We start from the raw sequence: 23,418 nt of genomic DNA, 5'->3' as shown, positions 1-23,418 counted from the left end.
CATCCGTCTTGGGTCTACGGCCAGGCGGCCGGCCGGTTGATCCGTTTGGCGCCCTACCTTAAGGGATCAGGCGCATTCAGGTCGAGATTAAATTTTTTTCGGTTCAACGATATTGCAGGAAGACGTTCTCACGTCCGAACTGGTCACGCAGCGCCTGAATCAGCCCGTCGGCCGGGTCGATTGCCCACTGGTCGCCGAACTGCAGCATGGCCTTGGCATCACTGCCGGTGTATTCCAGGGTAATCGGGCAGGCACCGCGATGGCGGGTAATCAGTTCGCCCAGCCACTTCAGGCGGTCGCCCTTCAATGCGTCGTGCGCCACCTTCAGGCGCAAGCTTTCGGCCAGCTTGGTGCGCGCATCTTCCATGGTCATCACCTGCTTGACCCGCAGGCGCAGGCCACCGGAGAAGTCGTCGTTGCTGACCTCACCCTCCACCACCACCATGGCATCGTTCTGCAGCAAGGACTGTGCCGCCATGAACGCATCGGCGAACAACGATGCCTCGATGCGCCCGGAGCGGTCATCCAGCGTGACAAAGCCCATCTTGTCGCCCTTCTTGTTCTTCATCACCCGCAGCGCAATGATCATGCCGGCGATCGTCTGGGTTTCACGCGACGGCTTCAGGTCGACGATGCGCTGGCGGGCAAAGCGGCGGATTTCGGCCTCGTACTCGTCGATCGGGTGGCCGGTGAGGTACAGGCCGAGGGTGTCCTTCTCCCCCTTCAGGCGCTCCTTGAGGGTGAGTTCACGCACCTTGCGGTGGTTGGCATAAACATCGACATCCGCCGCGTCGAACATGCTGCCGAACAGGTCGACATGGCCGCTGTCAGCGGTATGGGCTGCCTGCTCGGCAGCCTTGATGGCCTCACCCAACGCAGAGATCAAAGTTGCACGGTTGATGTCGATGTTGGCGTGATAGGCCTTGATCTCGTCATGGAAATGCGGCCCCAGGCGGTCCAGCGCGCCACTTCGGATCAACGCATCCAGGGTACGCTTGTTGACCCGCTTGAGGTCGATACGTTCACAGAAGTCGAACAGGTCCTTGAACGGGCCGCCCTGGGCACGGGCCTCTACAATTGCCTCCACCGGGCCTTCACCCACGCCCTTGATGGCACCCAGGCCATAGACGATGCGGCCGTCGTTGTTGACGGTGAACTTGAAGTCGGAGAAGTTCACATCCGGCGCGTCGAGGCGCAGCTTCATGCTGCGCACTTCCTCGACCAGCACCACCACCTTGTCGGTGTTGTGCATGTCCGCCGACAGTACCGCAGCCATGAACGGCGCCGGGTAGTGGGTTTTCAGCCAGGCGGTCTGGTACGACACCAGGCCATAAGCCGCGGAGTGGGATTTGTTGAACCCGTAACCGGCGAACTTCTCTACCAGGTCGAAGATGTTACCGGCAAGGTCCGCATCGATATTGTTGGCCACGCAGCCTTCGATGAAACCACCGCGCTGCTTGGCCATTTCCTCGGGTTTTTTCTTACCCATCGCCCGGCGCAGCATGTCGGCGCCGCCCAGGGTATAGCCCGCCATCACCTGGGCAATCTGCATCACCTGTTCCTGATACAGGATGATGCCGTAGGTCGGTGCCAGTACCGGCTTGAGGCCTTCATACTGGTAGTCGGAGTGCGGGTAAGCCAGCTCGGCGCGGCCGTGCTTGCGGTTGATGAAGTCGTCCACCATGCCCGATTGCAGCGGGCCCGGGCGGAACAGTGCCACCAGTGCGATCAGGTCTTCCAGACAGTCGGGCTTGAGCTTCTTGATCAGCTCCTTCATGCCGCGCGATTCGAGCTGGAACACCGCCGTGGTCTCGGCTTTTTGCAGCAACTCGTACGTCTTGCGGTCGTCCAGCGGGATGAAGTCGATGTTGAGATCCGGCAGGTTCTTCTTGGCCTGCTCGCGGTTGATGATCTCCATCGCCCACTTAATGATGGTGAGCGTACGCAGGCCGAGGAAGTCGAACTTCACCAGGCCCGCAGCCTCGACGTCATCCTTGTCGAACTGGGTTACCAACCCACCGCCCTCTTCGTCACAGGCGATCGGCGAAAAGTCGGTGAGCTTGGTCGGCGCGATAACCACACCACCGGCGTGCTTGCCGGTACCCCGGGTCACACCTTCCAGCTTCAAGGCCATGTCCCAGATTTCGCGGGCGTCTTCGTCGCCTTTGAGGAAGTCGCGCAGGATCTCTTCCTGCTCGTAGGCCTTCTCCAGGGTCATGCCCACTTCGAACGGGATCATCTTCGACAGGCGGTCGGCCAGGCCGTAGGACTTGCCCTGCACCCGCGCCACGTCACGCACCACTGCCTTGGCGGCCATGGTACCGAAGGTGATGATCTGGCTCACCGCGTTGCGGCCGTAAGCCTCGGCCACGTAGTCGATCACCCGGTCACGGCCGTCCATGCAGAAGTCGACGTCGAAGTCGGGCATGGAAATACGTTCAGGGTTAAGGAAGCGCTCGAACAGCAGGTCGTAGGCCAGCGGGTCGAGGTCAGTGATCTTGAGTACGTAGGCCACCAACGAGCCAGCACCCGAACCACGGCCCGGGCCTACCGGCACGTCGTTGTTCTTGGCCCACTTGATGAAGTCCATAACGATCAGGAAGTAGCCGGGGAAGCCCATCTGGATGATGATGTCCAGCTCGAACTTCAGGCGGTCCAGGTACACCTGGCGCTTTTCTTCGTAATTGGGCGTGGTCTCTTTCGGCCACAGCACCGCCAGGCGCTCTTCCAGGCCTTCGTGGGACACATGCCGCAAGTAATCGTCGATACCCATGCCATTGGGCGTGGGGAAATCGGGCAGGAAGTACTTGCCCAGCTGAACCTGGATATTGCAGCGCTTGGCGATTTCGACCGTGTTGGCGATGGCATCAGGCAGGTCGCTGAACAGCTCGGCCATTTCCTCGGCCGACTTCAGGTACTGCTGATCGCTGTAGCTACGCGGGCGGCGCGGGTCGTCGAGGGTCCAGCCCTCGCCAATGCACACGCGGGTTTCGTGGGCATCGAAGTCGGCTTGCTTGAGGAAGCGCACGTCGTTGGTGGCCACCAGCGGGGCGCCGAGCTTGTCTGCCAGCGCTACCGCAGCGTGCACGTACTCTTCGTCACGGGCGCGGTTGGTGCGCTGCACTTCAACGTAGAAGCGATCGGGGAACATGCCCATCCAGTCTTGCAGCAGGGCCTGGGCTTCGTCGTCCCGGCCAGCCAGCAAGGCCATGCCGATGTCGCCTTCCTTGCCCGCAGACAGGGCAATCAGGCCTTCACTGACAGGGGCGATCCATTCACGCTGCAGGATGACCAGGCCATTGCGCTGGCCGTCGGTCCAGCCACGCGAGATCAACTCGGTGAGGTTGCGATAGCCCTTGGGGTCCATGGCCAGGAAGCAGATGCGCGACAGCGGCGCTTCCGGGTCGGCACCGGCCAGCCACAGGTCGGCGCCGCAGATCGGCTTGATGCCGGCGCCCATGGCGGTCTTATAGAACTTCACCAGCGAGCACATGTTGCTCTGGTCGGTGATCGCCACCGCCGGCATGTTCATCCCCGCCAGCGCCTTGGCCAGCGGTTTGACCCGCACCAGGCCGTCGACCAGCGAGAATTCGGAGTGGACGCGCAGGTGAACGAAGGGAACCGACATGGAAAATCCTGTAGCAGTGCTGAACGACAAGGGCGGGATTGTAGCTTAATTGCGAGAGGGTTTTTGGGCTGCGTCGCAGCCCTTCGCGGGCTTGCCCGCGAAGGGCCGCACAGCGGCCCCAACGGGTCAGATCAGGGAATCGATGACGCCTTCACGTGCGTCCCAGGCCGCCCGCACCGGGGCAAAGGAACGCCGATGAATGGGCGTAGGCCCCAATCGTGCGAGCGCCTCGAGGTGCACTGGGGTCGGGTAGCCCTTGTGCCCGCCAATGCCATAACCCGGGTAGATCAGCTCGAATGCACTCATCTCCCGGTCTCGTGTCACCTTGGCCAGGATCGAAGCCGCCGCGATCGCCGGCACCTGGCTATCGCCCTTGACCACCGGCGAGGCCGGTACGGCCAGCTTCGGGCAGCGGTTGCCATCGATCAGGGCCAGTTTCGGCGTGATGTGCAGGCCTTCCACCGCACGCTGCATGGCCAGCATCGTGGCCTGCAGGATGTTCAGGCGGTCGATTTCATCGACCTCGGCACGGGCGATACAGAAGCTCAGCGCCTTTTCACGGATTTCGTCGAACAACGCCTCGCGCTTGGCTTCGGTGAGCTTCTTCGAATCGTTCAGGCCCAGGATCGGGCGCGCAGGATCGAGGATCACCGCCGCCGTCACCACCGCGCCACACAGTGGGCCACGGCCCACTTCGTCAACGCCGGCGACCAGGTCCTCGACCAGGTTGAAGTCCAGTCCAATTTGCATGTCAGCGGTCCTTGAGCAGGGCCAGTACCGCCTCGGCCGCCTGATTGGAGGCGTCGCGGCGCAGGGTGCGGTGAATTTCGTCGAAACGTTCGGTCTGCCGGCTGCCATCACGCACCAGCGGCGCAAGGGTATTGGCCAACGCTTCGCTGGTGGCGTCATCCTGCAGCAACTCGGGCACCAGCTCGCGCTGGGCCAGCAGGTTCGGCAATGAGACGTAGGGGCTTTTCACCAGGCGCTTGAGAATCCAGTAGGTCAAGGGCGCAAGGCGATAGGCCACCACCATAGGCCGCTTGAACAGCAACGCTTCGAGGGTGGCGGTGCCAGAGGCGATCAGTACGGCATCACAGGCCGCCAGGGCCTGATGCGACTGGCCATCCAGCAGCGTCAGCGGCAGCTGCCGCCCTTCGAGCATCTGCTCGACCTGGGCACGGCGCGCGGCATTGGCGCACGGCAGCACGAAGCGCACGCCCGGCACCTGTTGGCACAAGCGCTCTGCGGCATCAAGGAACAATACGCCCAGTCGCCCGACTTCCCCACCCCGGCTACCCGGCATCAGTGCCACTACCGGCCCCTCGCCCAAGCCCAACGCAGCGCGCGCAGCCGGGCGGTCGGCTTCAAGCGGTATGGTGTCGGCCAACGGGTGGCCAACAAAACGTACCGGCACGCCCTGCTCTTCATAGAACCGCGCCTCGAACGGCAACAGCGTCAGCATCAGGTCGCAGCCTTCGCGAATCTTCAGCACACGCTTCTGCCGCCACGCCCAGACCGACGGGCTGACGTAGTGCACGGTCTTGATCCCGGCCTGACGCAGTTTCAGCTCGATGTTGAGGGTGAAGTCAGGGGCGTCGATGCCGATGAATACATCCGGCTTTTCGGCGATCAGCGTCTGGATCAGCAGCTTGCGGCGCTTGAGCAACTCGCGCAGGCGCCCCAGCACTTCGACCAGGCCCATGACAGCCAGGCGCTCCATGGGGAAGTACGATTGCAGGCCTTCGGCTTCCATCAACGGGCCGCCAACGCCTATGAAACGCACATCCGGGTGGCGCGCCTTGAGGGCACGCATCAGGCCGGACCCCAGAATATCGCCGCTGGCCTCACCTGCGACCAAGGCTACGCAAAGCGGGGCCATGTCAGCGGGTGATGCCGCGGGCGGAGTTCACGATCGACTGGCGGAACAGTTCGACCTCAGGATGTTGCGCGGCCATTTCCGCCAACTCCTTGAGCGCGTCTTCGACGGTCAGGCCCTGGCGGTAGACAATCTTGTAGCAACGGCGCAGCACATGGATCACCTCGTCGCTGAAACCGCGACGGCGCATGCCCTCGAAGTTCATGCTACGGGCTTCGGCCGGGCTGCCAAACACGGTAACAAAAGCCGGAACGTCCTTGCCAATCGCCGTACCCATGCCGGAAAACGCGTGGGCGCCGATATGGCAGTACTGGTGCACCAGGGTGTAGCCAGACAGGATCGCCCAGTCACCCACATGCACATGGCCGGCCAGGGCTGTGTTGTTGACCAGGATGCAGTGATTGCCAATGACGCTGTCGTGGCCGATGTGGGCATAGGCCATGATCAGGTTGTGGTCACCCACGGTGGTTTCGGCGCGGTCCTGAACGGTACCACGGTGAATGGTCACCCCTTCACGGATCACATTGTGGTCACCGATCACCAGGCGCGTCGGTTCACCCTTGTACTTGAGGTCCGGGGTGTCTTCACCGATCGAGGAAAACTGAAAGATACGGTTGTGCTTGCCGATGCGGGTCGGGCCTTTGAGCACAACATGCGGGCCGATAACGGTGCCCTCCCCGATTTCCACATCGGGGCCAACGATCGACCAAGGGCCGACCTCGACGCCATCGGCCAGTTTGGCCGACGGGTCGATAATGGCCCGAGGATCAATCGAATTCATAGGGAGCGTTCCGCGCAGGTGATCTCTGCCGAGCAAACCGGCTTGCCGTCGACCAGGGCACGGCACTCGAATTTCCAGATCATGCTCTTGCGGCTGAGGAACTTGGCTTCCAGCACCAACTGGTCACCCGGCAGTACCGGCTGACGGAAACGCAGCTTGTCGGAGCCGACGAAGTAGTACAGGGTGCCGTCGGCCGGCTTGGCATCGAGCATCTTGAAGCCAAGGATGCCGGCCGCCTGGGCCATGGCTTCGATGATCAGGACACCCGGCATGATCGGGTGCGCCGGGAAGTGGCCATTGAAGAACGGCTCGTTGATGCTGACATTCTTGTAGGCACGAATGCTCTGGGCCTCGAAGTCCAGATCCGTCACTCGGTCCACCAGCAGGAACGGGTAACGGTGAGGCAGGTATTCGCGAATCTCGTTGATGTCCATCATTTCGGGGGGGAAGCCTGTAATAAGAATAGGGAGCGCAGGTGCTGACCACACGCTCCTTTTGCAATCCAAAGAGGAGCCAGCTAGCGACTGTTCACTCTTGCTCAGGGAATGGTATCAGCCTTCTGATGTCGGCAGGCCACCTGAGGTCACGGTATCGACGCGTTTTTCCAGCTGCTGAAGACGCTTGGCCATGTCATCGAGCTGACGGATACGCGCAGCGCTCTTGCGCCAGTCAGCCAAAGGCTGCATGGCTGTGCCGGAAGAATAGGAACCGGGTTCAGTGATCGAACGGGTTACCATTGTCATCCCGGAAACAAATACGTTATCGCAAATATCAATGTGCCCTACCAGGCCTACGCCGCCGGCCAGCATGCAATGCTTGCCGATGCGCGTACTGCCGGAGATGCCCACGCAAGCCGCCATGGCCGTGTGGTCACCGATCTGCACGTTGTGGGCGATCTGGATCTGGTTGTCGAGCTTTACCCCGTCGCCGATCCGCGTGTCGGACAGCGCACCACGGTCGACGGCAGTGTTGACGCCGATTTCAACGTCATCACCAATGGTGACGCCGCCAATCTGGGCAATCTTGCGCCAGATGCCTTTCTCATTGGCAAAGCCGAAGCCTTCGCCGCCGATCACAGCACCTGACTGGATGACTACTCGCTTGCCGATGGTGACGTCGTGATACAACGTCACCCGCGGCGCCAGCCAGCCGCCTTCACCTACAACGCAACGCGCACCGATGAAGCAATGTGCGCCGATGCTGACATCAGCCCCGATGCGCGCACCGCTTTCGATAACCGCGAACGGCCCGATGCTGGCGCTGGCGTCCACCTGCGCGTCCTCAGCCACCACGGCGCTGGGATGGATTCCCGCCACAGCCTTGGGTTTGGGGTCGAACAAGTGGGAAATACGCGCATACGCCTGGTACGGGTCGGCCACGATCAGGGCATTGCCAGCGAAGCTTTCGGCATCCGCAGCCTTGAGCAATACCGCACCCGCCTGGCAGTTATCCAGGTACTTGCGGTACTGCGGGTTGGCGAGGAAGCTCAATTGACCGGGGCCTGCCTCCTGCAAGGTGGCCAGCCCGGTAATCTGCAACGCCTCGGGCCCCTTGAGGGTGGCACCGAGGGCCTCGGCCAGCTGGCCTAGCGTCATGGTCACACTCATATCAACGGGCTTGGTTCATGCGCTCGATGACCTGGCGGGTGATGTCGTACTGAGGCTTGACATCGATGACCGCACCACGCTCGAGGACCAGGTCGTAGCCGCCCTTCTTGATCACTTCCTCGACAGCACCATCCAGCTTTGGCTTCAGTTGCTTGAGCATGTCGCGATCGGCAACGGCTTTGGCTTCGTTCAGTTCCTTGGACTGGAACTGGAAGTCACGGGCCTTTTGCTTGAACTCGAGCTCCAGGCGCTCACGCTCCTGCTGCTGCATCTTGTCGCCGCCCTTGATCAGGCGGTCCTGGATGCCCTTGGCGCTGCTTTCCAGGCTTTTCAGCTTGGTCAGTTGCGGGCCGAACTTCTTTTCGGCATCAACTGCGTACTTCTTGGCAGCATCCGATTCCAGCAGGGCCATCTGATAGTTCAGCACGGCAACCTTCATTTCGGCGAAAGCCGGGGTGGCGACCAGCGCCGCGGCCACTACGGCCAGTTGAGCCAATTTACGCACGATGCACTCCTGGATAAACCGTTGTCATTAAGCAAGGGCCGACCTTAGAAGGTCTGGCCCAGAGAGAATTGGAACACCTGGGTATCGGCATCGTCCGGCTTCTTCACCGGCATTGCCAAGCTGAAGCTCAGCGGGCCCAGTGCGGTAATCCAGGTCACACCAAGACCAACCGAGCTGGCCATGCCCGAGAAACCGACTTTCTCGCAATCAGGCTTGTTGCCGCAATTGGTGTCGAACACGTTACCGACGTCCCAGAACACGGAGGTGCGCAGCGAACGCTGGTCCTTGACGAACGGCAGCGGGAACAGCAACTCGGCACCACCTTGCACCAGCACGTTACCACCGAACGGCAACGGATCCTGATCCGGGTCGCGGATGGTACCTGGCTTGCCACCGTCGGCCGCGCCGCGGCTCGGCGTACTGCGTGGGCCCAGGCTGCTGTCCTTGAAGCCACGGACGGAGTTGAAGCCACCCGCGAAGTAGTTCTCGTAGAACGGCAGGCCGGAGGTGCTGCCGTAACCGTCACCATAGCCCAGCTCGGTGTGCAGGCGCAGGGTGTAGTCGTTGGTGATCGGCTTGAAAAGCTGACCACGGTAGTCGAGCTTGAAGAACGACAGGTCGCTACCCGGAATGGTGGATTCCAGAGTCAGGCTTTGCGAGTGACCACGGGTAGCCAGCACACCTTTGTTCAAGGTCGACTCGGACCAGCCGATCGAGGCCTTGAAGTTCAGGAAGTTGTCGCCTTCCTGCTCGAGGAAATCGAAGATCTCGTCAACGGTGTACTTACCGGTCTTGATCTTGTCCTGCTGCACGCTCAGGCCATAGGTCAGGCGCGAGGTTTCGCTGATCGGGTAGCCCAGGCTAACGCCCGCGCCGTAGCTGTCCACCGCATAGCTGGCCACGTCGACATCGAGGTCGTCGTAGTTGGTGCTGCGGTAGAAGGCGTTGTAGCCCAGGCTGACGCCGTCGGCCGTGAAGTAGGGGTCCACGAAGCCGAAGTTGTAGCGGGTCTGGTATTCCGAACGGGTCAGGCCGACGGATACCTTGTTACCGGTACCGAGGAAGTTGCTCTGGCTGATCGAACCGCCGAGGATCAGGCCGGCGCTCTGGGCGAAACCGACACTGGCGGTGATCGAGCCCGAAGCTTGCTCTTCGACGCTGTAATTGACGTCGACCTGGTCGTCGGTGCCCGGCACCGGCGGGGTCTCTACGTTGACTTCCTTGAAGAAGCCCAGGCGCTCCAGACGAGTCTTGGACTGGTCGATCAGGTAGGTCGAGGCCCAGCCGCCTTCCATCTGGCGCATTTCGCGACGCAGCACTTCGTCTTCGGTCTTGGTGTTGCCGCGGTAGTTGATGCGGTTGACGTAGGCACGCTTGCCCGGGTCGACCACGAACATGATGTCGACCGTGTGGTCCTGGTCGTTCGGCTGAGGTACGCCGTTGACGTTGGCGAAGGTATAGCCTTCGTTACCCAGGCGGCGGGTGATCAGCTCGGACGTGGTAGTCATCACCTTGCGCGAGAACACCTGGCCCGGCTGCACCAGCAGCAGCGACTTGACCTGGTCTTCCGGCACTTTCAGGTCACCGGACAGCTTCACGTCGCGAACGGTGTACTTCTCGCCTTCGTTGATGTTGACGGTGATGTAGACGTGTTTCTTGTCTGGCGTGATGGACACCTGGGTGGAGGCGATGTCCATGTTGATGTAGCCGCGGTCCAGGTAGTAGGAGCGCAGACGCTCCAGGTCGCCGGACAATTTTTCGCGGGCGTACTTGTCGTCGTTCTTGAAGAACGACAGCCAGTTGGTGGTCTTCAGCTCGAACAACTGCCCCAGGGTTTCATCGTCGAACACGTTGTTGCCAACGATGTTGATGTGCTGGATGGCAGCGACGGTGCCTTCGTTGATCTTGATCTTCAGCGCGACGCGGTTGCGCGGTTGCGGCACCACTTCGGCGTCGACCTCGGCCGAGTAGCGGCCCTGGGCCACGTACTGGCGTTGCAGCTCGTTACGCACGCCTTCGAGGGTGGCACGCTGGAAGATCTCGCCTTCGGCCAGGCCCGATTGCTTCAGGCCCTTCATCAGGTCTTCGGTGCTGATTGCCTTGTTGCCTTCGATCTCGATGCTCGACACCGACGGGCGCTCGACCACGTTGATGATCAGCACATTGCCATCGCGGTTCAGCTGAATGTCCTGGAAGAACCCAGTCTTGAACAGGGAACGGGTCGAGTCCACCAGGCGGCGGTCGTCCGCCTGGTCGCCGACGTTCAGCGGCAGGGCACCGAACACACTGCCGGCGGAAACCCGCTGCAGGCCGTTGACGCGAATATCGGAGATGGTGAAGGACTCGGCGTGAACTTCAGCGATCATCAGTGCGGACATGACCGCAGTTAGCAGCAGACGTTTCATGAAGTCCTTTTATTCCAACTGGCAATAAACAACCCGCCGCTACAACACGGCAGGTTCGCAATTGAGCGAAGCTTTATAGTCGACCCAGATCGTTGATCAGGGCGAGCAACATCACCCCTATGACCAAACTGATACCGATCTGGACCCCCCAACCTTGCACCCGATCCGACAGCGGACGACCGCGCGCCCACTCGACCAGGTAAAACAGCAAATGCCCCCCATCCAGTACCGGAATGGGCAGCAGGTTAAGAACCCCCAGGCTTATGCTCAGGTAGGCCAGGAAATTCAGGAAATCCCCCACGCCGGACTGGGCCGAAGCGCCCGCCACTTTAGCAATGGTTATCGGTCCACTCAAGTTTTTTACCGAGAGCTCTCCGAACAGCATTTTCTTCAGCGACTCAAGGGTCAGGACGCTCATGTTCCAGGTGCGCGACAAGCCCTCACCCACCGCTTCCAGCGGGCCATAGCTGACTTCGCGGAGCATGCTGGCAGGCCATTCGCCACCTTTTACCCCGGCACCCAGATAGCCACCGACTGCTTTGCCCTCGCCTTTGCGGGCCAGGATCACCGGAACGTCCAGGGCCGCGCCATCACGCTCCACGCGCACGATTACTTTGGCATCCGGGCGCGCACGCACGCTGTCGACAACCTGTTGCCATTCGGTCACGGCCACGCCATCGACCGCCAGCAGTTTGTCACCGGATTTTAGGCCCGCAGCGGCAGCTGGCCCCTTCGGATCGATCTCGGCCAGTACGGGCACGATCGCCGGGCGCCAAGGGTGCAGACCAAGCGACTGGATCGGGTCCGGCTCGTCGGCGCCCTTGAGCCAGCTGTCCAGTTTGACCTGCAACTGGCGCTCGGCAGTGGCGCCTTCGTCGAGCACGCCAACCTGCAAAGTGCCGCTCTCACCCAGACGGCGAACCAGCTGCAGATTGACCGCCGACCAACCGTTGGTCGGCTTGCCGTCAATGGAGACGATTTCCTGACCTGCGGTCAGGCCAGCCGACGCAGCCAGGCTGTCACTGTCGACCGCACCGATCACCGGACGGACCTGCTGGGTACCCAGCATTGCCAGCACCCAGAAGAACAGGATGGCCAGCAGGAAGTTGGCAATCGGGCCTGCCGCGACGATCGCGATACGCTGGCGAACCGACTTGCGGTTGAACGACTGCCCGGCCAGCGCAGGCGGCACATCGCCCTCGCGCTCGTCGAGCATCTTGACGTAGCCACCCAGCGGAATCGCCGCGACTACGAACTCGGTCCCGTGGCGGTCATGCCAGCGCAGCAACGGCGTGCCGAAGCCCACCGAGAAGCGCAGCACCTTGACGCCGCAGCGGCGCGCCACCCAAAAGTGGCCGAATTCGTGGAAGGTGACCAGCACACCCAAGGCCACGAGGGTGCCGATAATCATGTAGAGCGCTGTCATGTCCATCTCCGAATGATGTTCAGCAGGCCGGCTTCAGCGACCGTGACGCCTCAGCCACTCACGGGAAAGCTCCCGGGCACGCTGGTCGGCGGCAAACACCGCATCCAGCGATGGCAACGGCACGACGGGCTCTTGGTCGAGCACCTGCTCGATCATACCCGCGATCTCCGGGAAGCGGATACGCCGCCCGAGAAATGCCTCGACCGCCACCTCGTTGGCTGCGTTGAGCACAGCGGGCGCACTGTTACCGGCCTCGGCAGCCTGCCGCGCCAGGCGCAGGCAAGGGAAGCGCTGTTCGTCGGGCGCCTGAAAATCCAGACGGGCGATGGCGAACAGGTCCAGCGGTGCCACTCCGGAGTCGATCCGCTCGGGCCACGCCAGGGCATTGGCGATCGGCGTGCGCATGTCCGGGTTCCCCAGCTGCGCCAGCACCGAACCGTCCACATAGTCGACCAGGGAGTGGATCACGCTCTGCGGGTGCACCACCACCTCTACCTTGGCCGGCGCGGCGTCGAACAGCCAGCAGGCTTCGATCAGCTCAAGCCCTTTGTTCATCATGCTGGCCGAGTCGACGGAAATCTTGCGCCCCATCGACCAGTTAGGGTGCGCGCAGGCTTGTTCCGGGGTCACGTCCAGCAGTGCCTCGACCGGTGTTTCACGGAACGGGCCACCGGACGCCGTGAGCAGAATCCGGCGTACGCCGACCGCGCTCAAACCGCGCGCATAATCGCCGGGCATGCACTGGAAAATCGCGTTGTGCTCGCTGTCGATTGGCAACAACACGGCACCACTGCGCCGTACCGCCTCCATGAACAGCGCGCCAGACATCACCAGGGCTTCCTTGTTGGCCAGCAACACCTTCTTGCCCGCCTCGACGGCGGCCAAGGTAGGACGCAGGCCGGCCGCACCGACAATGGCTGCCATCACGGCGTGTACTTCCGCTGCCGACGCCACCTGGCAAAGCCCGGCCTCCCCCTCCAGCACTTCGGTAGCGCAACCGACCGTAGACAGGCCTTCGCGCAGCCGCGAAGCGGCCTCAGCGCTCGGCACCACGGCGAACGCCGGACGATGGCGCACGCAAAGGGCCAGCAATTCATCGATACGCGAATAGCCGCTGAGGGCAAACACCTGGTAGCGATCGGGGTGTCGCGCAATCACATCCAGCGTGCTCAGGCCGATGGAGCCAGTGGCTCCGAGCACGGTAATACGCTGCGGGCGACTCACATCACACCCCATTCGGCAGCCCACAGCAGCACAGCGAAGATCGGGATCGCTGCGGTCAGGCTGTCGATGCGGTCCAACACACCCCCATGGCCAGGCAGCAGGTTGCTGCTGTCCTTGATGCCGGAGCGGCGCTTGAACATGCTCTCGGTCAGGTCACCGACCACCGAGGACATCACCAGCAACGCGGCGCCCAGCAGGCCCAGCAAGAGCTGGCCAAAGCCCCAGTCGCGGCTGATGCCGACACCCAGGGTAATCAACAGGCTGACGGCCAGGCCGCCATACACACCTTCCCAGCTCTTGCCAGGGCTGACCTGCGGGGCGAGCTTGCGCTTGCCAAACGCCCGCCCAGAGAAGTACGCGCCGATGTCGGCAGCCCAGACCAGCACCATGACCGAGAGGATCAGCCAGTTGCCCAGCGGCCAGTGCTTGAGCAGCACCAACCCCTGCCAGGCTGGCAGCAATACCAGCAGGCCAATCAGCAACCGACAGGCGGCACTGGCCCACAGCTCGCTGCTGCGCGGATAAGTAAGCACCAGCCAGGTGGCCATGCCCCACCAGATCACCGCAGCGCCCAACACCCAGGGCGCCAGTTCCGGGAGGATGTACAGCAGCATCAGCGCCCCGGCGACCACCAAGGCATAGGCAATGCGCAGCGGCTGGGCCATGAGCCCGGCCAAGCGCGCCCACTCCCAGGCGCCAAGGGTCACCACGAAGCCGATGAACAGGGCAAAGTCCCCACCGTTGAGCAGGAAAAAACCGCCCAGCGCGATCGGCAGCAGGATCAGCGCGGTAATGATGCGTTGTTTAAGCATTAAGCACGAGCTCCAGCCTCGACCTGCTCGCTGGTCTTACCGAAGCGGCGCTGGCGCGAAGCGAAATCGGCCAGGGCATTGCGCATGGCCTCGTGTTTGAAGTCCGGCCAGTACAGGTCGGAGAAGTACAACTCGGCGTAGGCCAGTTGCCACAACAGGAAATTGCTGATGCGGTGCTCGCCACCGGTGCGGATGCACAGGTCCGGCAGCGGCAGCTCGCCGGTTGCCAGGCACGTCTGCAGCAGCCCCGGGGTGATGTCTTCCGGGCGCAGGTGACCGGCTTGCACTTCCCGCGCCAGCCGCTGGGCGGCCTGGGCGATATCCCACTGGCCACCGTAGTTGGCTGCGATCTGCAGGATGAAGCGATTGTTGCCGGCGGTCAGCGCCTCGGCTTCGCGCATGGCGGCCTGCAATTCAGGGTGGAAACGCGAACGGTCACCGATGATGCGCAGGCTGATGTTGTTCTCGTTGAGGCGCTTGGCCTCACGGCGCAGGGCCGAGAAGAACAGCTCCATCAACGCACCAACCTCTTCGGCCGGGCGCTGCCAGTTTTCACTGGAGAAGGCGAACAGGGTCAGTACCTCGACCCCGGACTTGGCACAGACTTCGATGACCGCGCGAACGGCGTCGACACCCGCCTTGTGCCCGGCAACGCCGGGCAGCAGGCGCTTTTTCGCCCAGCGGTTGTTGCCATCCATGATGATCGCGACATGACGCGGCACCGAGGACGGTGCCGCCAACTTGGACTTTTCCATTAAAAAACCCCGGCCTTAGACGGCCATCAGGTCCTTTTCCTTGGCTTTGTAAGCAGCATCGACTTCAGCAATGTACTTGTCGGTCAGCTTCTGGATCTCGTCCGCCGCGCGACGTTCTTCGTCTTCGCTGATTTCCTTGTCCTTGGTCAGCTTCTTCAGGTCGCCCAGGGCATCGCGGCGCACATTGCGCACAGCGACCTTGGCATCCTCGGCCACACCGCTGGCCTGCTTGGTGTAACCCTTGCGGGTTTCCTCGGTCAGGGCCGGCATTGGCACGCGAATGGTGGTACCGGCGCTGGACGGGTTCAGGCCCAGGTCGGAGGTGAGGATGGCCTTTTCGATGGCAGCGCTGAGGTTTTTGTCGTGCGCGACAATCTTCAGGGTGCGGGCATCTTCGACGGTGATCGCGGCCACCTGGTTCAGCGGCATCTCGCTACCCCAGGCAGTGACCTTGACGCTGTCCAGGATGCTTGGGTGAGCGCGACCGGTGCGGATCGCCGCAAGGTTGCGAGCCAGGGCTTCGATGGACTTGCCCATGCGCTCCTGCGCGTCTTTCTTGATGTCGTTGATCATGCTTGGCCTTCCTCGATCAGAGTACCTTCAGCGCCACCCACCACGATGTTCAGCAGGGCGCCAGGCTTGTTCATGTTGAATACCCGCAATGGCATCTTGTGGTCACGGCACAGGCAGATTGCGGTCAGGTCCATCACACCTAGCTTGCGATCCAGGACCTCATCGTAGGTCAGGTGATCGAACTTCTCGGCGTGTGGGTCCTTGAATGGATCGGCAGTGTACACACCATCGACCTTGGTCGCCTTCAGCACCACGTCGGCATCGATTTCGATGGCGCGCAGGCAGGCCGCGGAGTCGGTGGTGAAGAACGGGTTGCCGGTACCGGCGGAGAAAATTACCACATCCCCGGAGTTGAGGTGGCGAATAGCTTTGCGACGATCGTAATGATCGGTGACACCGACCATGGAAATGGCCGACATGACCAGGGCCGGGATGTTCGAGCGCTCCAGCGCATCGCGCATGGCCAGGCCGTTCATCACGGTGGCCAGCATGCCCATGTGGTCGCCGGTGACGCGGTCCATGCCGGCTGCGCTGAGCGCGGCGCCGCGGAACAGGTTGCCACCACCGATCACCAGGCCGACCTGGACACCGATCCCTACCAGCTGGCCAACTTCAAGGGCCATGCGATCCAGCACTTTCGGGTCGATCCCGAAGTCTTCCGAGCCCATCAGGGCCTCGCCGCTAAGTTTGAGCAAAATGCGTTTATAGCGAGGTTGGCGACCACTCACCTGCTGAGCCATTGCGAGTCTCTCCTGCGGCGTACTTTTAGAAAATTCGTGCGGGCTGTTTGCAGCCTGCTAACTGTAGCGTGGCACCGTTTTGGTGCCAGCGGCGGCGAGTTTTATAAACCCTTCGCCGTTTTGACAAAGAGGCTGCGCGCGTGAGCGGGCAGCCTCTTTTGGGCGACAGACGGGGCTGTCTTACTGCTTGGCAGCAGCTACCTGAGCGGCAACTTCAGCAGCGAAGTCGTCGACTGGCTTCTCGATGCCTTCGCCTACTTTGAAGTAGGTGAAGGAAACGATTTCAGCGCCGGCTTTCTTGGCCAGTTCGCCAACCTTGACTTCCGGGTTCATGACGAAAGCTTGCTCTTTCAGCGAGGCTTCGGCCTTGAACTTGGTGATACGGCCGTTGATCATGTTCTCAACGATGTTTTCCGGCTTGCCGGCGATCTTGTCGGCGTTCAGCTGCAGGAAGACACCCTTCTCGCGCTCGATGGCCTCGGCGGAGATTTCCGACGAATCCAGGAACTCAGGGTTCGAAGCCGCAACGTGCATGGCGATGTTCTTGGCCAGCTCGACGTCGCCGCCTTTCAGGACAACGGCAGCGCCGATCTTGTTGCCGTGCAGGTAGGCACCGACAACGTCACCCTCAACGCGCACCAGGCGACGGATGTTGACGTTCTCGCCGCACTTGGCAACCAGGGCTTCACGAGCAGCTTCACGCGAAGCGATCAGCGGAGCAGCGTCGGTCAGCTTCTCGGCGAAGGCTTGCTCGAGGCTTTCGGCGACGAAGCTCTTGAAGTCGTCTTGCAGGGCCAGGAAGTCGGTCTGCGAGTTCACTTCCAGCAGGACGGCGGATTTACCGTCGGTCTTGACCGCGATAGCGCCTTCAGCAGCGACGTTGCCAGCCTTTTTGGCGGCCTTGATGGCGCCCGAGGCACGCATGTCGTCAATGGCTTTCTCGATGTCGCCGCCGGCCTTTTCCAGGGCCTTCTTGCAATCCATCATGCCTTCGCCGGTACGCTCGCGCAGTTCTTTTACCAGCGCTGCAGTAATTGCTGCCATTTCAAAATCCTCTTGGAAAGTTTTTCAACCATTCCACCCGTTCGTCACGGGCGTTCAATTCTGCTAATCCGCTGTTTTCAGTTCAGCGAGCCCATGATGCGGGGCCGATGCTGACAGCAGGATTTCAAGGTGGCAAAAAGGGGGCAGAGCCCCCTTTTTGCGTGCCAAGTAGACGCTAGCGCCTATTACTCAGCAGCAGGTGCAGCCGCTTCTTCAGCGTAAACTTCGGTGCCGCCGGCAACGTTGTTGCGGCCGCGGATGACTGCGTCAGCCATCGAAGTCATGTACAGCTCGATAGCGCGGATGGCGTCATCGTTACCCGGGATGATGTAGTCAACACCTTCAGGGCTGCTGTTGGTATCGACAACGCCGATAACCGGGATGCCCAGCTTGTTGGCTTCGGTGATCGCGATGCGCTCGTGATCAACGTCGATAACGAACAGAGCGTCTGGCAGACCGCCCATATCCTTGATGCCGCCCAGGCTGCGATCCAGTTTTTCCAGGTCGCGGGAGCGCATCAGGGCTTCTTTCTTGGTCAGCTTGGCAAAAGTGCCGTCTTCGGCCTGGGTTTCCAGGTCGCGCAGACGCTTGATCGAAGCGCGGATGGTCTTGTAGTTGGTCAGCATGCCGCCCAACCAACGGTGGTCAACGTATGGCGAACCGCAACGAGCAGCTTGCTCGGCGACGATCTTGCCAGCGGAACGCTTGGTGCCGACGAACAGGATCTTGTTCTTGCCCTGGGCCAGGCGCTCAACGAACGACAGAGCGTCGTTGAACATTGGCAGGGTTTTTTCCAGGTTGACGATGTGGATCTTGTTACGCGCGCCGAAAATGTACTTGCCCATTTTCGGGTTCCAGTAACGGGTCTGGTGGCCGAAGTGCACACCGGCCTTCAGCATATCGCGCATGTTGACTTGGGACATGATAGTTCCTTGATAAGTCGGGTTGGGCCTCCACGTATCCCAATGACCAACCCGCGAATCTCGCAACTCGGGGCACCCAGGTCATCGTGTCGACACGTGTGTGGGTTTAAGTGCTGACGGGGTCGTCCCCGAAAGCGGCGCATTTTATACCACAGACCGCGGCCGAACGGAACCCGGTGAGAACAGCTGCAAGCTGCAAGCGACAAGCTGCAAGAAAAAGCAGCCTGCACGCGATCCGCTTCTTCTTGCAGCTTGCAGCTTGATCCTTGACGCTCTGATAGAATAAGGCCTTTCCCGTTTGTTCGCGCCGTATACGGCGCCGTAGAGAGCCTGTAATGACCGTCACCATCAAGACCGCAGAAGACATCGAAAAGATGCGCATCGCTGGCCGCCTGGCCGCCGACGTGCTGGAAATGATCGAAGAGCACGTCAAGCCCGGTATCACCACCGAAGCGCTCGACCGCCTGTGCCACGACTATATCGTCAACGTCCAGCAGGCCATCCCGGCACCGCTCAACTACAAGGGCTACCCGAAGTCGATCTGCACCTCGATCAATCATGTGGTCTGCCATGGCATCCCCAACGACAAGCCGCTCAAAGACGGTGACACGCTCAACATCGACGTCACCGTGATCAAGGACGGCTACCACGGCGACACCAGCCGGATGTTCCACGTGGGTACCGTACCGGTATGGGCCGAACGCCTGTCCAAGGTGACCCAGGAGTGCATGTACAAGGCCATCGAGCTGGTCAAGCCGGGCTGCCGCCTGGGCGACATCGGTGAAGTGATCCAGAAGCACGCGGAAAAGAACGGCTTCTCGGTGGTGCGCGAGTTTTGCGGTCACGGCATCGGCAAGGTGTTCCACGAAGAGCCGCAAATCCTGCACTACGGCCGTGCCGGCACCGGCATGGAACTGAAAGAAGGCATGACCTTCACCATCGAGCCGATGATCAACCAGGGCAAGGCCGACACCAAGGTACTGGGCGATGGCTGGACCGCCATCACCAAGGACCGCAAGCTCTCGGCCCAATGGGAGCACACCCTGGTGGTGACCGCGACCGGCTACGAGATCTTCACCCTGCGCAAGGACGACACCATCCCGCGCACCTCGGCCTGACCGTACTCCGACAGGCCACCCCACGACAGGAACGTGACGCGATGCCACAGGTGGATCCCGAGCTGTTCGACCGCGGCCAGTTCCAGGCGGAACTGGCCCTCAAGGCGAGCCCTATCGCCGCCTTCAAGAAAGCCATCCGCCTGGCCGGCGAGGTGCTCGACAAGCGTTTTCGCGCGGGCGGCGAAATCCGCCCACTGATCGAAGCCCGCGCCTGGCTCGTGGACAACATCCTGCAACAGGCGTGGAACCAATTCGACTGGGGCGACCACAGCGGCATCGCCCTGGTTGCGGTGGGCGGCTACGGGCGCGGTGAACTGCACCCGCATTCGGACATCGACCTGCTGATCTTGCTGGGCGCCGCCGAGCACGAGCAGTACCGCGATGCCATCGAACGTTTTCTCACCTTGCTGTGGGACATCGGCCTGGAAGTGGGCCAGAGCGTGCGCACCGTCGACGAGTGCGCCGAACAGGCCCGCGCCGACCTGACGGTCATCACCAACCTGATGGAAAGCCGCACCATTGCCGGCCCCGAGGCTCTGCGCCAGCGCATGCTGGAGGTAACCAGCACCGCACACATGTGGCCGAGCAAGGAATTTTTCCTGGCCAAGCGCGCCGAACTCAAGGCCCGCCACCACAAGTACAACGACACCGAGTACAACCTCGAACCCAACGTCAAGGGTTCACCAGGCGGCCTGCGCGACATCCAGACGGTACTGTGGGTGGCGCGCCGCCAGTACGGCACCCTGAACCTGCATGCACTGGCTGGCGAAGGCTTTTTGCTGGAAAGCGAGAACGAGCTGCTGGCCTCCTCCCAGGACTTTCTGTGGAAGGTGCGCTACGCCCTGCACATGCTGGCCGGGCGCGCCGAGGACCGACTGCTGTTCGATCATCAGCGCAGCCTGGCCGCACTGCTGGGTTACAGCGACGAAAACCCCAAGCGGGCAATCGAGCAGTTCATGCAGCAGTACTACCGGGTGGTGATGAGCATCAGCCAGCTGTGCGACCTGATCATCCAGCATTTCGAGGAAGTGATCCTCGCCGACGACGACAGCGGCACCACCCAGCCGCTGAATGCGCGTTTCCGCCTGCATGATGGCTATATCGAGGCCACCCACGCGAACGTGTTCAAGCGCACGCCGTTCGCCATGCTGGAAATCTTCGTGCTGATGGCCCAACACCCGGAAATCAAAGGCGTGCGTGCCGATACCGTGCGCCTGCTGCGCGAGCACCGGCACCTGATCGATGACACGTTCCGCACCGATATCCGCAACACCAGCCTGTTCATCGAGCTGTTCAAGTGCGAAATCGGTATCCACCGCAACCTGCGTCGGATGAACCGCTACGGCATCCTTGGCCGCTACCTGCCGGAGTTCGGGCTGATTGTCGGGCAGATGCAGCATGACCTGTTCCACATCTATACGGTCGATGCGCACACCCTCAACCTCATCAAGCACCTGCGCAAGCTGCAATACACGCCGGTGTCCGAGAAATTCCCGCTGGCCAGCAAGCTCATGGGCCGCCTGCCCAAGCCCGAGCTGATCTACCTGGCTGGCCTGTACCACGACATCGGCAAAGGCCGCCAGGGCGACCACTCCGAACTGGGTGCAGTGGATGCGAAGAAGTTCTGCGAGCGCCACCAGTTGCCGGCCTGGGACAGCCGCCTGATCGTCTGGCTGGTGCAGAACCACCTGGTCATGTCGACCACCGCCCAGCGCAAGGACCTGTCCGACCCGCAGGTGATCAACGACTTTGCCCTGCACGTGGGTGACGAGACACGCCTGGACTACCTCTATGTGCTGACCGTGGCCGACATCAACGCCACCAACCCCAGCCTGTGGAACTCCTGGCGGGCCAGCCTGCTGCGTCAGCTGTATACCGAGACCAAGCGTGCCCTGCGCCGGGGCCTGGAAAACCCGCTGGACCGCGAAGAGCAAATTCGCCAGACACAATCCGCAGCGCTGGACATCCTGGTGCGCGAAGGCACCGACCCGGACGACGTCGAGCAGCTGTGGTCGCAACTGGGCGATGACTACTTCCTCAAGCACAACGCCGCCGACGTGGCCTGGCACAGTGACGCGATTCTGCAGCAACCCGCCGATGGCGGGCCGCTGGTGCTGATCAAGGAAACCACCCAGCGCGAGTTCGAAGGCGGCACGCAGATCTTCATCTATGCCCCCGACCAGCATGATTTCTTCGCCGTGACGGTGGCCGCCATGTCGCAGCTGAACCTGAACATTCATGACGCGCGGATCATCACGTCGAGCAGCCAGTTCACCCTCGACACCTACATCGTGCTGGATAACGACGGCGGCTCGATCGGCGACAACCCGCAGCGGGTCAAACAGATTCGCGACGGCCTGACCGAAGCACTGCGCAACCCCGAGGACTACCCGACCATCATCCAGCGCCGGGTACCGCGCCAGCTCAAGCACTTCGACTTCCCGCCGCAGGTGACCATCCTCAACGATGCCCAGCGCCCGGTGACCATCCTCGAAATCACGGCGCCCGATCGCCCGGGGCTGCTGGCCCGGCTTGGGCGGATTTTCCTGGAGTTCGACCTGTCGCTGCAAAACGCCAAGATCGCCACCCTCGGCGAACGGGTGGAAGACGTGTTCTTCATCACCGATGCCGACAACCAGCCGCTGTCCGACCCGCAGCTGTGCAGCCGCCTGCAGGAAGCCATCGTGCAGCAACTGCAGGCCGGCCAAGGTAGCGACGCCAGCCCGACCCGCGTGACCTTTTAACGATTAGACGATTGACGAGACCTTGCGCCGATGAACCATGCCTTAACCCAGCTTCAGCCCTACCCCTTCGAAAAGCTCCGCGCCCTGCTGGGCAGTGTGAAGCCTGCGGCGGACAAACGCGCCATCGCCCTGTCGATCGGTGAGCCGAAGCACGAATCGCCGGCGTTCGTCGCCCAGGCCATGGCCGACAACCTCGACAAGCTGGCGGTATACCCCAGCACCATCGGCCTGCCGGCTCTGCGCCAGGCGATTGGCCAATGGTGCGAAAGGCGCTTTGGCGTGCCCGCCGGCTGGCTGGACGCCGACCGCCACATCCTGCCGGTCAACGGTACCCGCGAAGCGCTGTTCGCCTTCACCCAGGCCGTGGTCAACCGCGCCGATGATGGCCTGGTGGTCAGCCCCAACCCGTTCTACCAGATCTACGAAGGCGCAGCGCTGCTGGCCGGGGCCACTCCGCACTACCTGCCGTGCCTGGAAAGCAATGGTTTCAACCCCGACTTCGACGCGGTGCCAGCCGAAGTGTGGAAACATTGCCAGATCCTGTTCCTGTGCTCGCCAGGCAACCCCACTGGCGCGCTAGTGCCGATGGAAACCCTGAAGAAGCTGATCGCCCTGGCTGACGAGCACGACTTCGTGATCGCTGCCGACGAATGCTACAGCGAGCTGTACTTCGACGAAGATGCGCCGCCTCCAGGCCTGCTGACCGCCTGCGCCGAACTGGGCCGCAGCGACTTCAAACGTTGCGTGGTGTTCCACAGCCTGTCCAAGCGTTCCAACCTGCCGGGCCTGCGTTCGGGCTTCGTGGCGGGCGACGCCGAGATCATCAAGCCGTTCCTGCTGTACCGCACCTACCACGGCTGCGCCATGCCGGTGCAAACCCAGCTGGCCAGCATTGCCGCCTGGCAGGACGAGGCGCATGTGCGCGAGAACCGCGACCAGTACCGCGCCAAGTACGATGCCGTGCTGGACATTCTGCAGCCGGTGCTGGACGTGCAGCGCCCGGACGGCAGCTTCTACCTGTGGGCCAAGGTGCCGGGTGACGATGCCGAATTCACCCGTGACCTGTTCGAAGCCCAACATGTGACCGTGGTGCCGGGGTCGTACCTGTCGCGTGAGGTGGACGGCGTAAACCCGGGTGCCGGGCGTGTGCGCATGGCGCTGGTTGCACCGCTGGCTGAATGCATCGAGGCGGCAGAGCGGATTCGCGCATTCCTGCAAAGCCGCTGACAGCCCTATTCGCGGGCAAGCCCGCGCCCA

19 protein-coding genes are annotated in these 23,418 nt (G+C 62.0%); 3 read left to right on the top strand and 16 right to left on the bottom strand.

Annotation, left to right across the window (positions count from 1 at the left end):
* Positions 1 to 103: 103 nt before the first annotated feature.
* The 16 genes from dnaE to rpsB form a co-directional block, all read right to left on the bottom strand.
* Positions 104 to 3,628 carry a DNA polymerase III subunit alpha gene (gene dnaE, locus ACF8MI_RS09925; RefSeq protein ID WP_104834104.1) on the bottom strand — a complete coding sequence of 1,175 codons (3,525 nt, stop codon included), beginning with the start codon at positions 3,626 to 3,628 and terminating at the stop codon, positions 104 to 106.
* Between the two features lie 126 nt (positions 3,629 to 3,754).
* On the bottom strand, positions 3,755 to 4,378 hold the full coding sequence (gene rnhB, locus ACF8MI_RS09920) for a ribonuclease HII (RefSeq protein WP_060497320.1): 624 nt from the start codon (positions 4,376 to 4,378) through the stop codon (positions 3,755 to 3,757).
* 1 nt (position 4,379) lies between these two features.
* Positions 4,380 to 5,507: a lipid-A-disaccharide synthase gene (lpxB, locus tag ACF8MI_RS09915; protein ID WP_156867814.1), complete on the bottom strand. Its 1,128-nt coding sequence runs from the start codon at positions 5,505 to 5,507 to the stop codon at positions 4,380 to 4,382.
* Between the two features lies 1 nt (position 5,508).
* Positions 5,509 to 6,285: an acyl-ACP--UDP-N-acetylglucosamine O-acyltransferase gene (gene lpxA / locus ACF8MI_RS09910; protein WP_016712927.1), complete on the bottom strand. Its 777-nt coding sequence runs from the start codon at positions 6,283 to 6,285 to the stop codon at positions 5,509 to 5,511.
* The gene (gene fabZ / locus ACF8MI_RS09905; protein WP_003252314.1) at positions 6,282 to 6,722 is read right to left on the bottom strand and encodes a 3-hydroxyacyl-ACP dehydratase FabZ; all 441 of its coding nucleotides are present in this window, start codon (positions 6,720 to 6,722) and stop codon (positions 6,282 to 6,284) included. Before fabZ ends, lpxA begins: the two co-directional genes overlap by 4 nt.
* 114 nt (positions 6,723 to 6,836) lie before the next feature.
* The gene (gene lpxD, locus ACF8MI_RS09900) at positions 6,837 to 7,892 is read right to left on the bottom strand and encodes a UDP-3-O-(3-hydroxymyristoyl)glucosamine N-acyltransferase (RefSeq protein WP_060497322.1); all 1,056 of its coding nucleotides are present in this window, start codon (positions 7,890 to 7,892) and stop codon (positions 6,837 to 6,839) included.
* A gap of 1 nt (position 7,893) precedes the next feature.
* Entirely contained in the window at positions 7,894 to 8,397 is a 504-nt protein-coding gene (locus tag ACF8MI_RS09895; protein WP_003252311.1) for an OmpH family outer membrane protein, read from the bottom strand.
* Positions 8,398 to 8,441: 44 nt separating this feature from the next.
* Positions 8,442 to 10,802, bottom strand: coding sequence for an outer membrane protein assembly factor BamA (gene bamA / locus ACF8MI_RS09890; RefSeq protein ID WP_060497323.1), 2,361 nt, complete (start codon positions 10,800 to 10,802; stop codon positions 8,442 to 8,444).
* 73 nt (positions 10,803 to 10,875) lie between these two features.
* Entirely contained in the window at positions 10,876 to 12,228 is a 1,353-nt protein-coding gene (gene rseP, locus ACF8MI_RS09885) for an RIP metalloprotease RseP (protein ID WP_200928747.1), read from the bottom strand.
* Positions 12,229 to 12,261: 33 nt separating this feature from the next.
* Positions 12,262 to 13,452 (bottom strand): 1-deoxy-D-xylulose-5-phosphate reductoisomerase, encoded by a 1,191-nt coding sequence (ispC, locus tag ACF8MI_RS09880; protein ID WP_200928748.1) that lies wholly within the window; start codon positions 13,450 to 13,452, stop codon positions 12,262 to 12,264.
* Complete coding sequence (locus ACF8MI_RS09875) at positions 13,449 to 14,264, bottom strand: phosphatidate cytidylyltransferase (RefSeq protein WP_104834101.1); 816 nt, start codon at positions 14,262 to 14,264, stop codon at positions 13,449 to 13,451. The genes ispC and ACF8MI_RS09875 overlap by 4 nt, the downstream gene beginning before the upstream one ends.
* A complete protein-coding gene (gene uppS, locus ACF8MI_RS09870) occupies positions 14,264 to 15,019 on the bottom strand; it encodes a polyprenyl diphosphate synthase (RefSeq protein ID WP_016712933.1) in 756 nt (251 codons plus the stop codon). The genes ACF8MI_RS09875 and uppS overlap by 1 nt, the downstream gene beginning before the upstream one ends.
* Positions 15,020 to 15,034: 15 nt before the next feature.
* Positions 15,035 to 15,592 carry a ribosome recycling factor gene (frr, locus tag ACF8MI_RS09865; protein ID WP_060497326.1) on the bottom strand — a complete coding sequence of 186 codons (558 nt, stop codon included), beginning with the start codon at positions 15,590 to 15,592 and terminating at the stop codon, positions 15,035 to 15,037.
* Positions 15,589 to 16,332 carry a UMP kinase gene (gene pyrH, locus ACF8MI_RS09860; protein ID WP_003252294.1) on the bottom strand — a complete coding sequence of 248 codons (744 nt, stop codon included), beginning with the start codon at positions 16,330 to 16,332 and terminating at the stop codon, positions 15,589 to 15,591. Before pyrH ends, frr begins: the two co-directional genes overlap by 4 nt.
* A 180-nt stretch (positions 16,333 to 16,512) precedes the next feature.
* On the bottom strand, positions 16,513 to 17,376 hold the full coding sequence (gene tsf, locus ACF8MI_RS09855; RefSeq protein ID WP_104834100.1) for a translation elongation factor Ts: 864 nt from the start codon (positions 17,374 to 17,376) through the stop codon (positions 16,513 to 16,515).
* A gap of 185 nt (positions 17,377 to 17,561) precedes the next feature.
* Positions 17,562 to 18,299, bottom strand: a complete 738-nt coding sequence (rpsB, locus tag ACF8MI_RS09850; protein WP_003252287.1) for a 30S ribosomal protein S2 — start codon at positions 18,297 to 18,299, stop codon at positions 17,562 to 17,564.
* A 335-nt stretch (positions 18,300 to 18,634) separates the two neighbouring features.
* Here rpsB and map point away from each other — a divergent pair, with 335 nt between their 5' ends.
* Genes map through dapC form a run of 3 tightly spaced genes read left to right on the top strand, consistent with a single transcriptional unit; the run spans position 18,635 to position 23,388 of the window.
* Positions 18,635 to 19,417, top strand: a complete 783-nt coding sequence (gene map / locus ACF8MI_RS09845) for a type I methionyl aminopeptidase (protein WP_060497328.1) — start codon at positions 18,635 to 18,637, stop codon at positions 19,415 to 19,417.
* Between the two features lie 41 nt (positions 19,418 to 19,458).
* Positions 19,459 to 22,161 (top strand): [protein-PII] uridylyltransferase, encoded by a 2,703-nt coding sequence (locus ACF8MI_RS09840; RefSeq protein ID WP_060497329.1) that lies wholly within the window; start codon positions 19,459 to 19,461, stop codon positions 22,159 to 22,161.
* 30 nt (positions 22,162 to 22,191) lie between these two features.
* Entirely contained in the window at positions 22,192 to 23,388 is a 1,197-nt protein-coding gene (gene dapC, locus ACF8MI_RS09835; RefSeq protein ID WP_060497330.1) for a succinyldiaminopimelate transaminase, read from the top strand.
* The last annotated feature ends 30 nt before the right edge of the window (positions 23,389 to 23,418 follow it).

Origin of the sequence: Pseudomonas sp. yb_9, assembly GCF_043103635.1 — a bacterium.
GTDB lineage: Bacteria > Pseudomonadota > Gammaproteobacteria > Pseudomonadales > Pseudomonadaceae > Aquipseudomonas > Aquipseudomonas monteilii.
The sequence above is the reverse complement of the archived record's forward strand: the minus strand, read 5'-3'. Positions and strand labels throughout refer to the sequence as shown.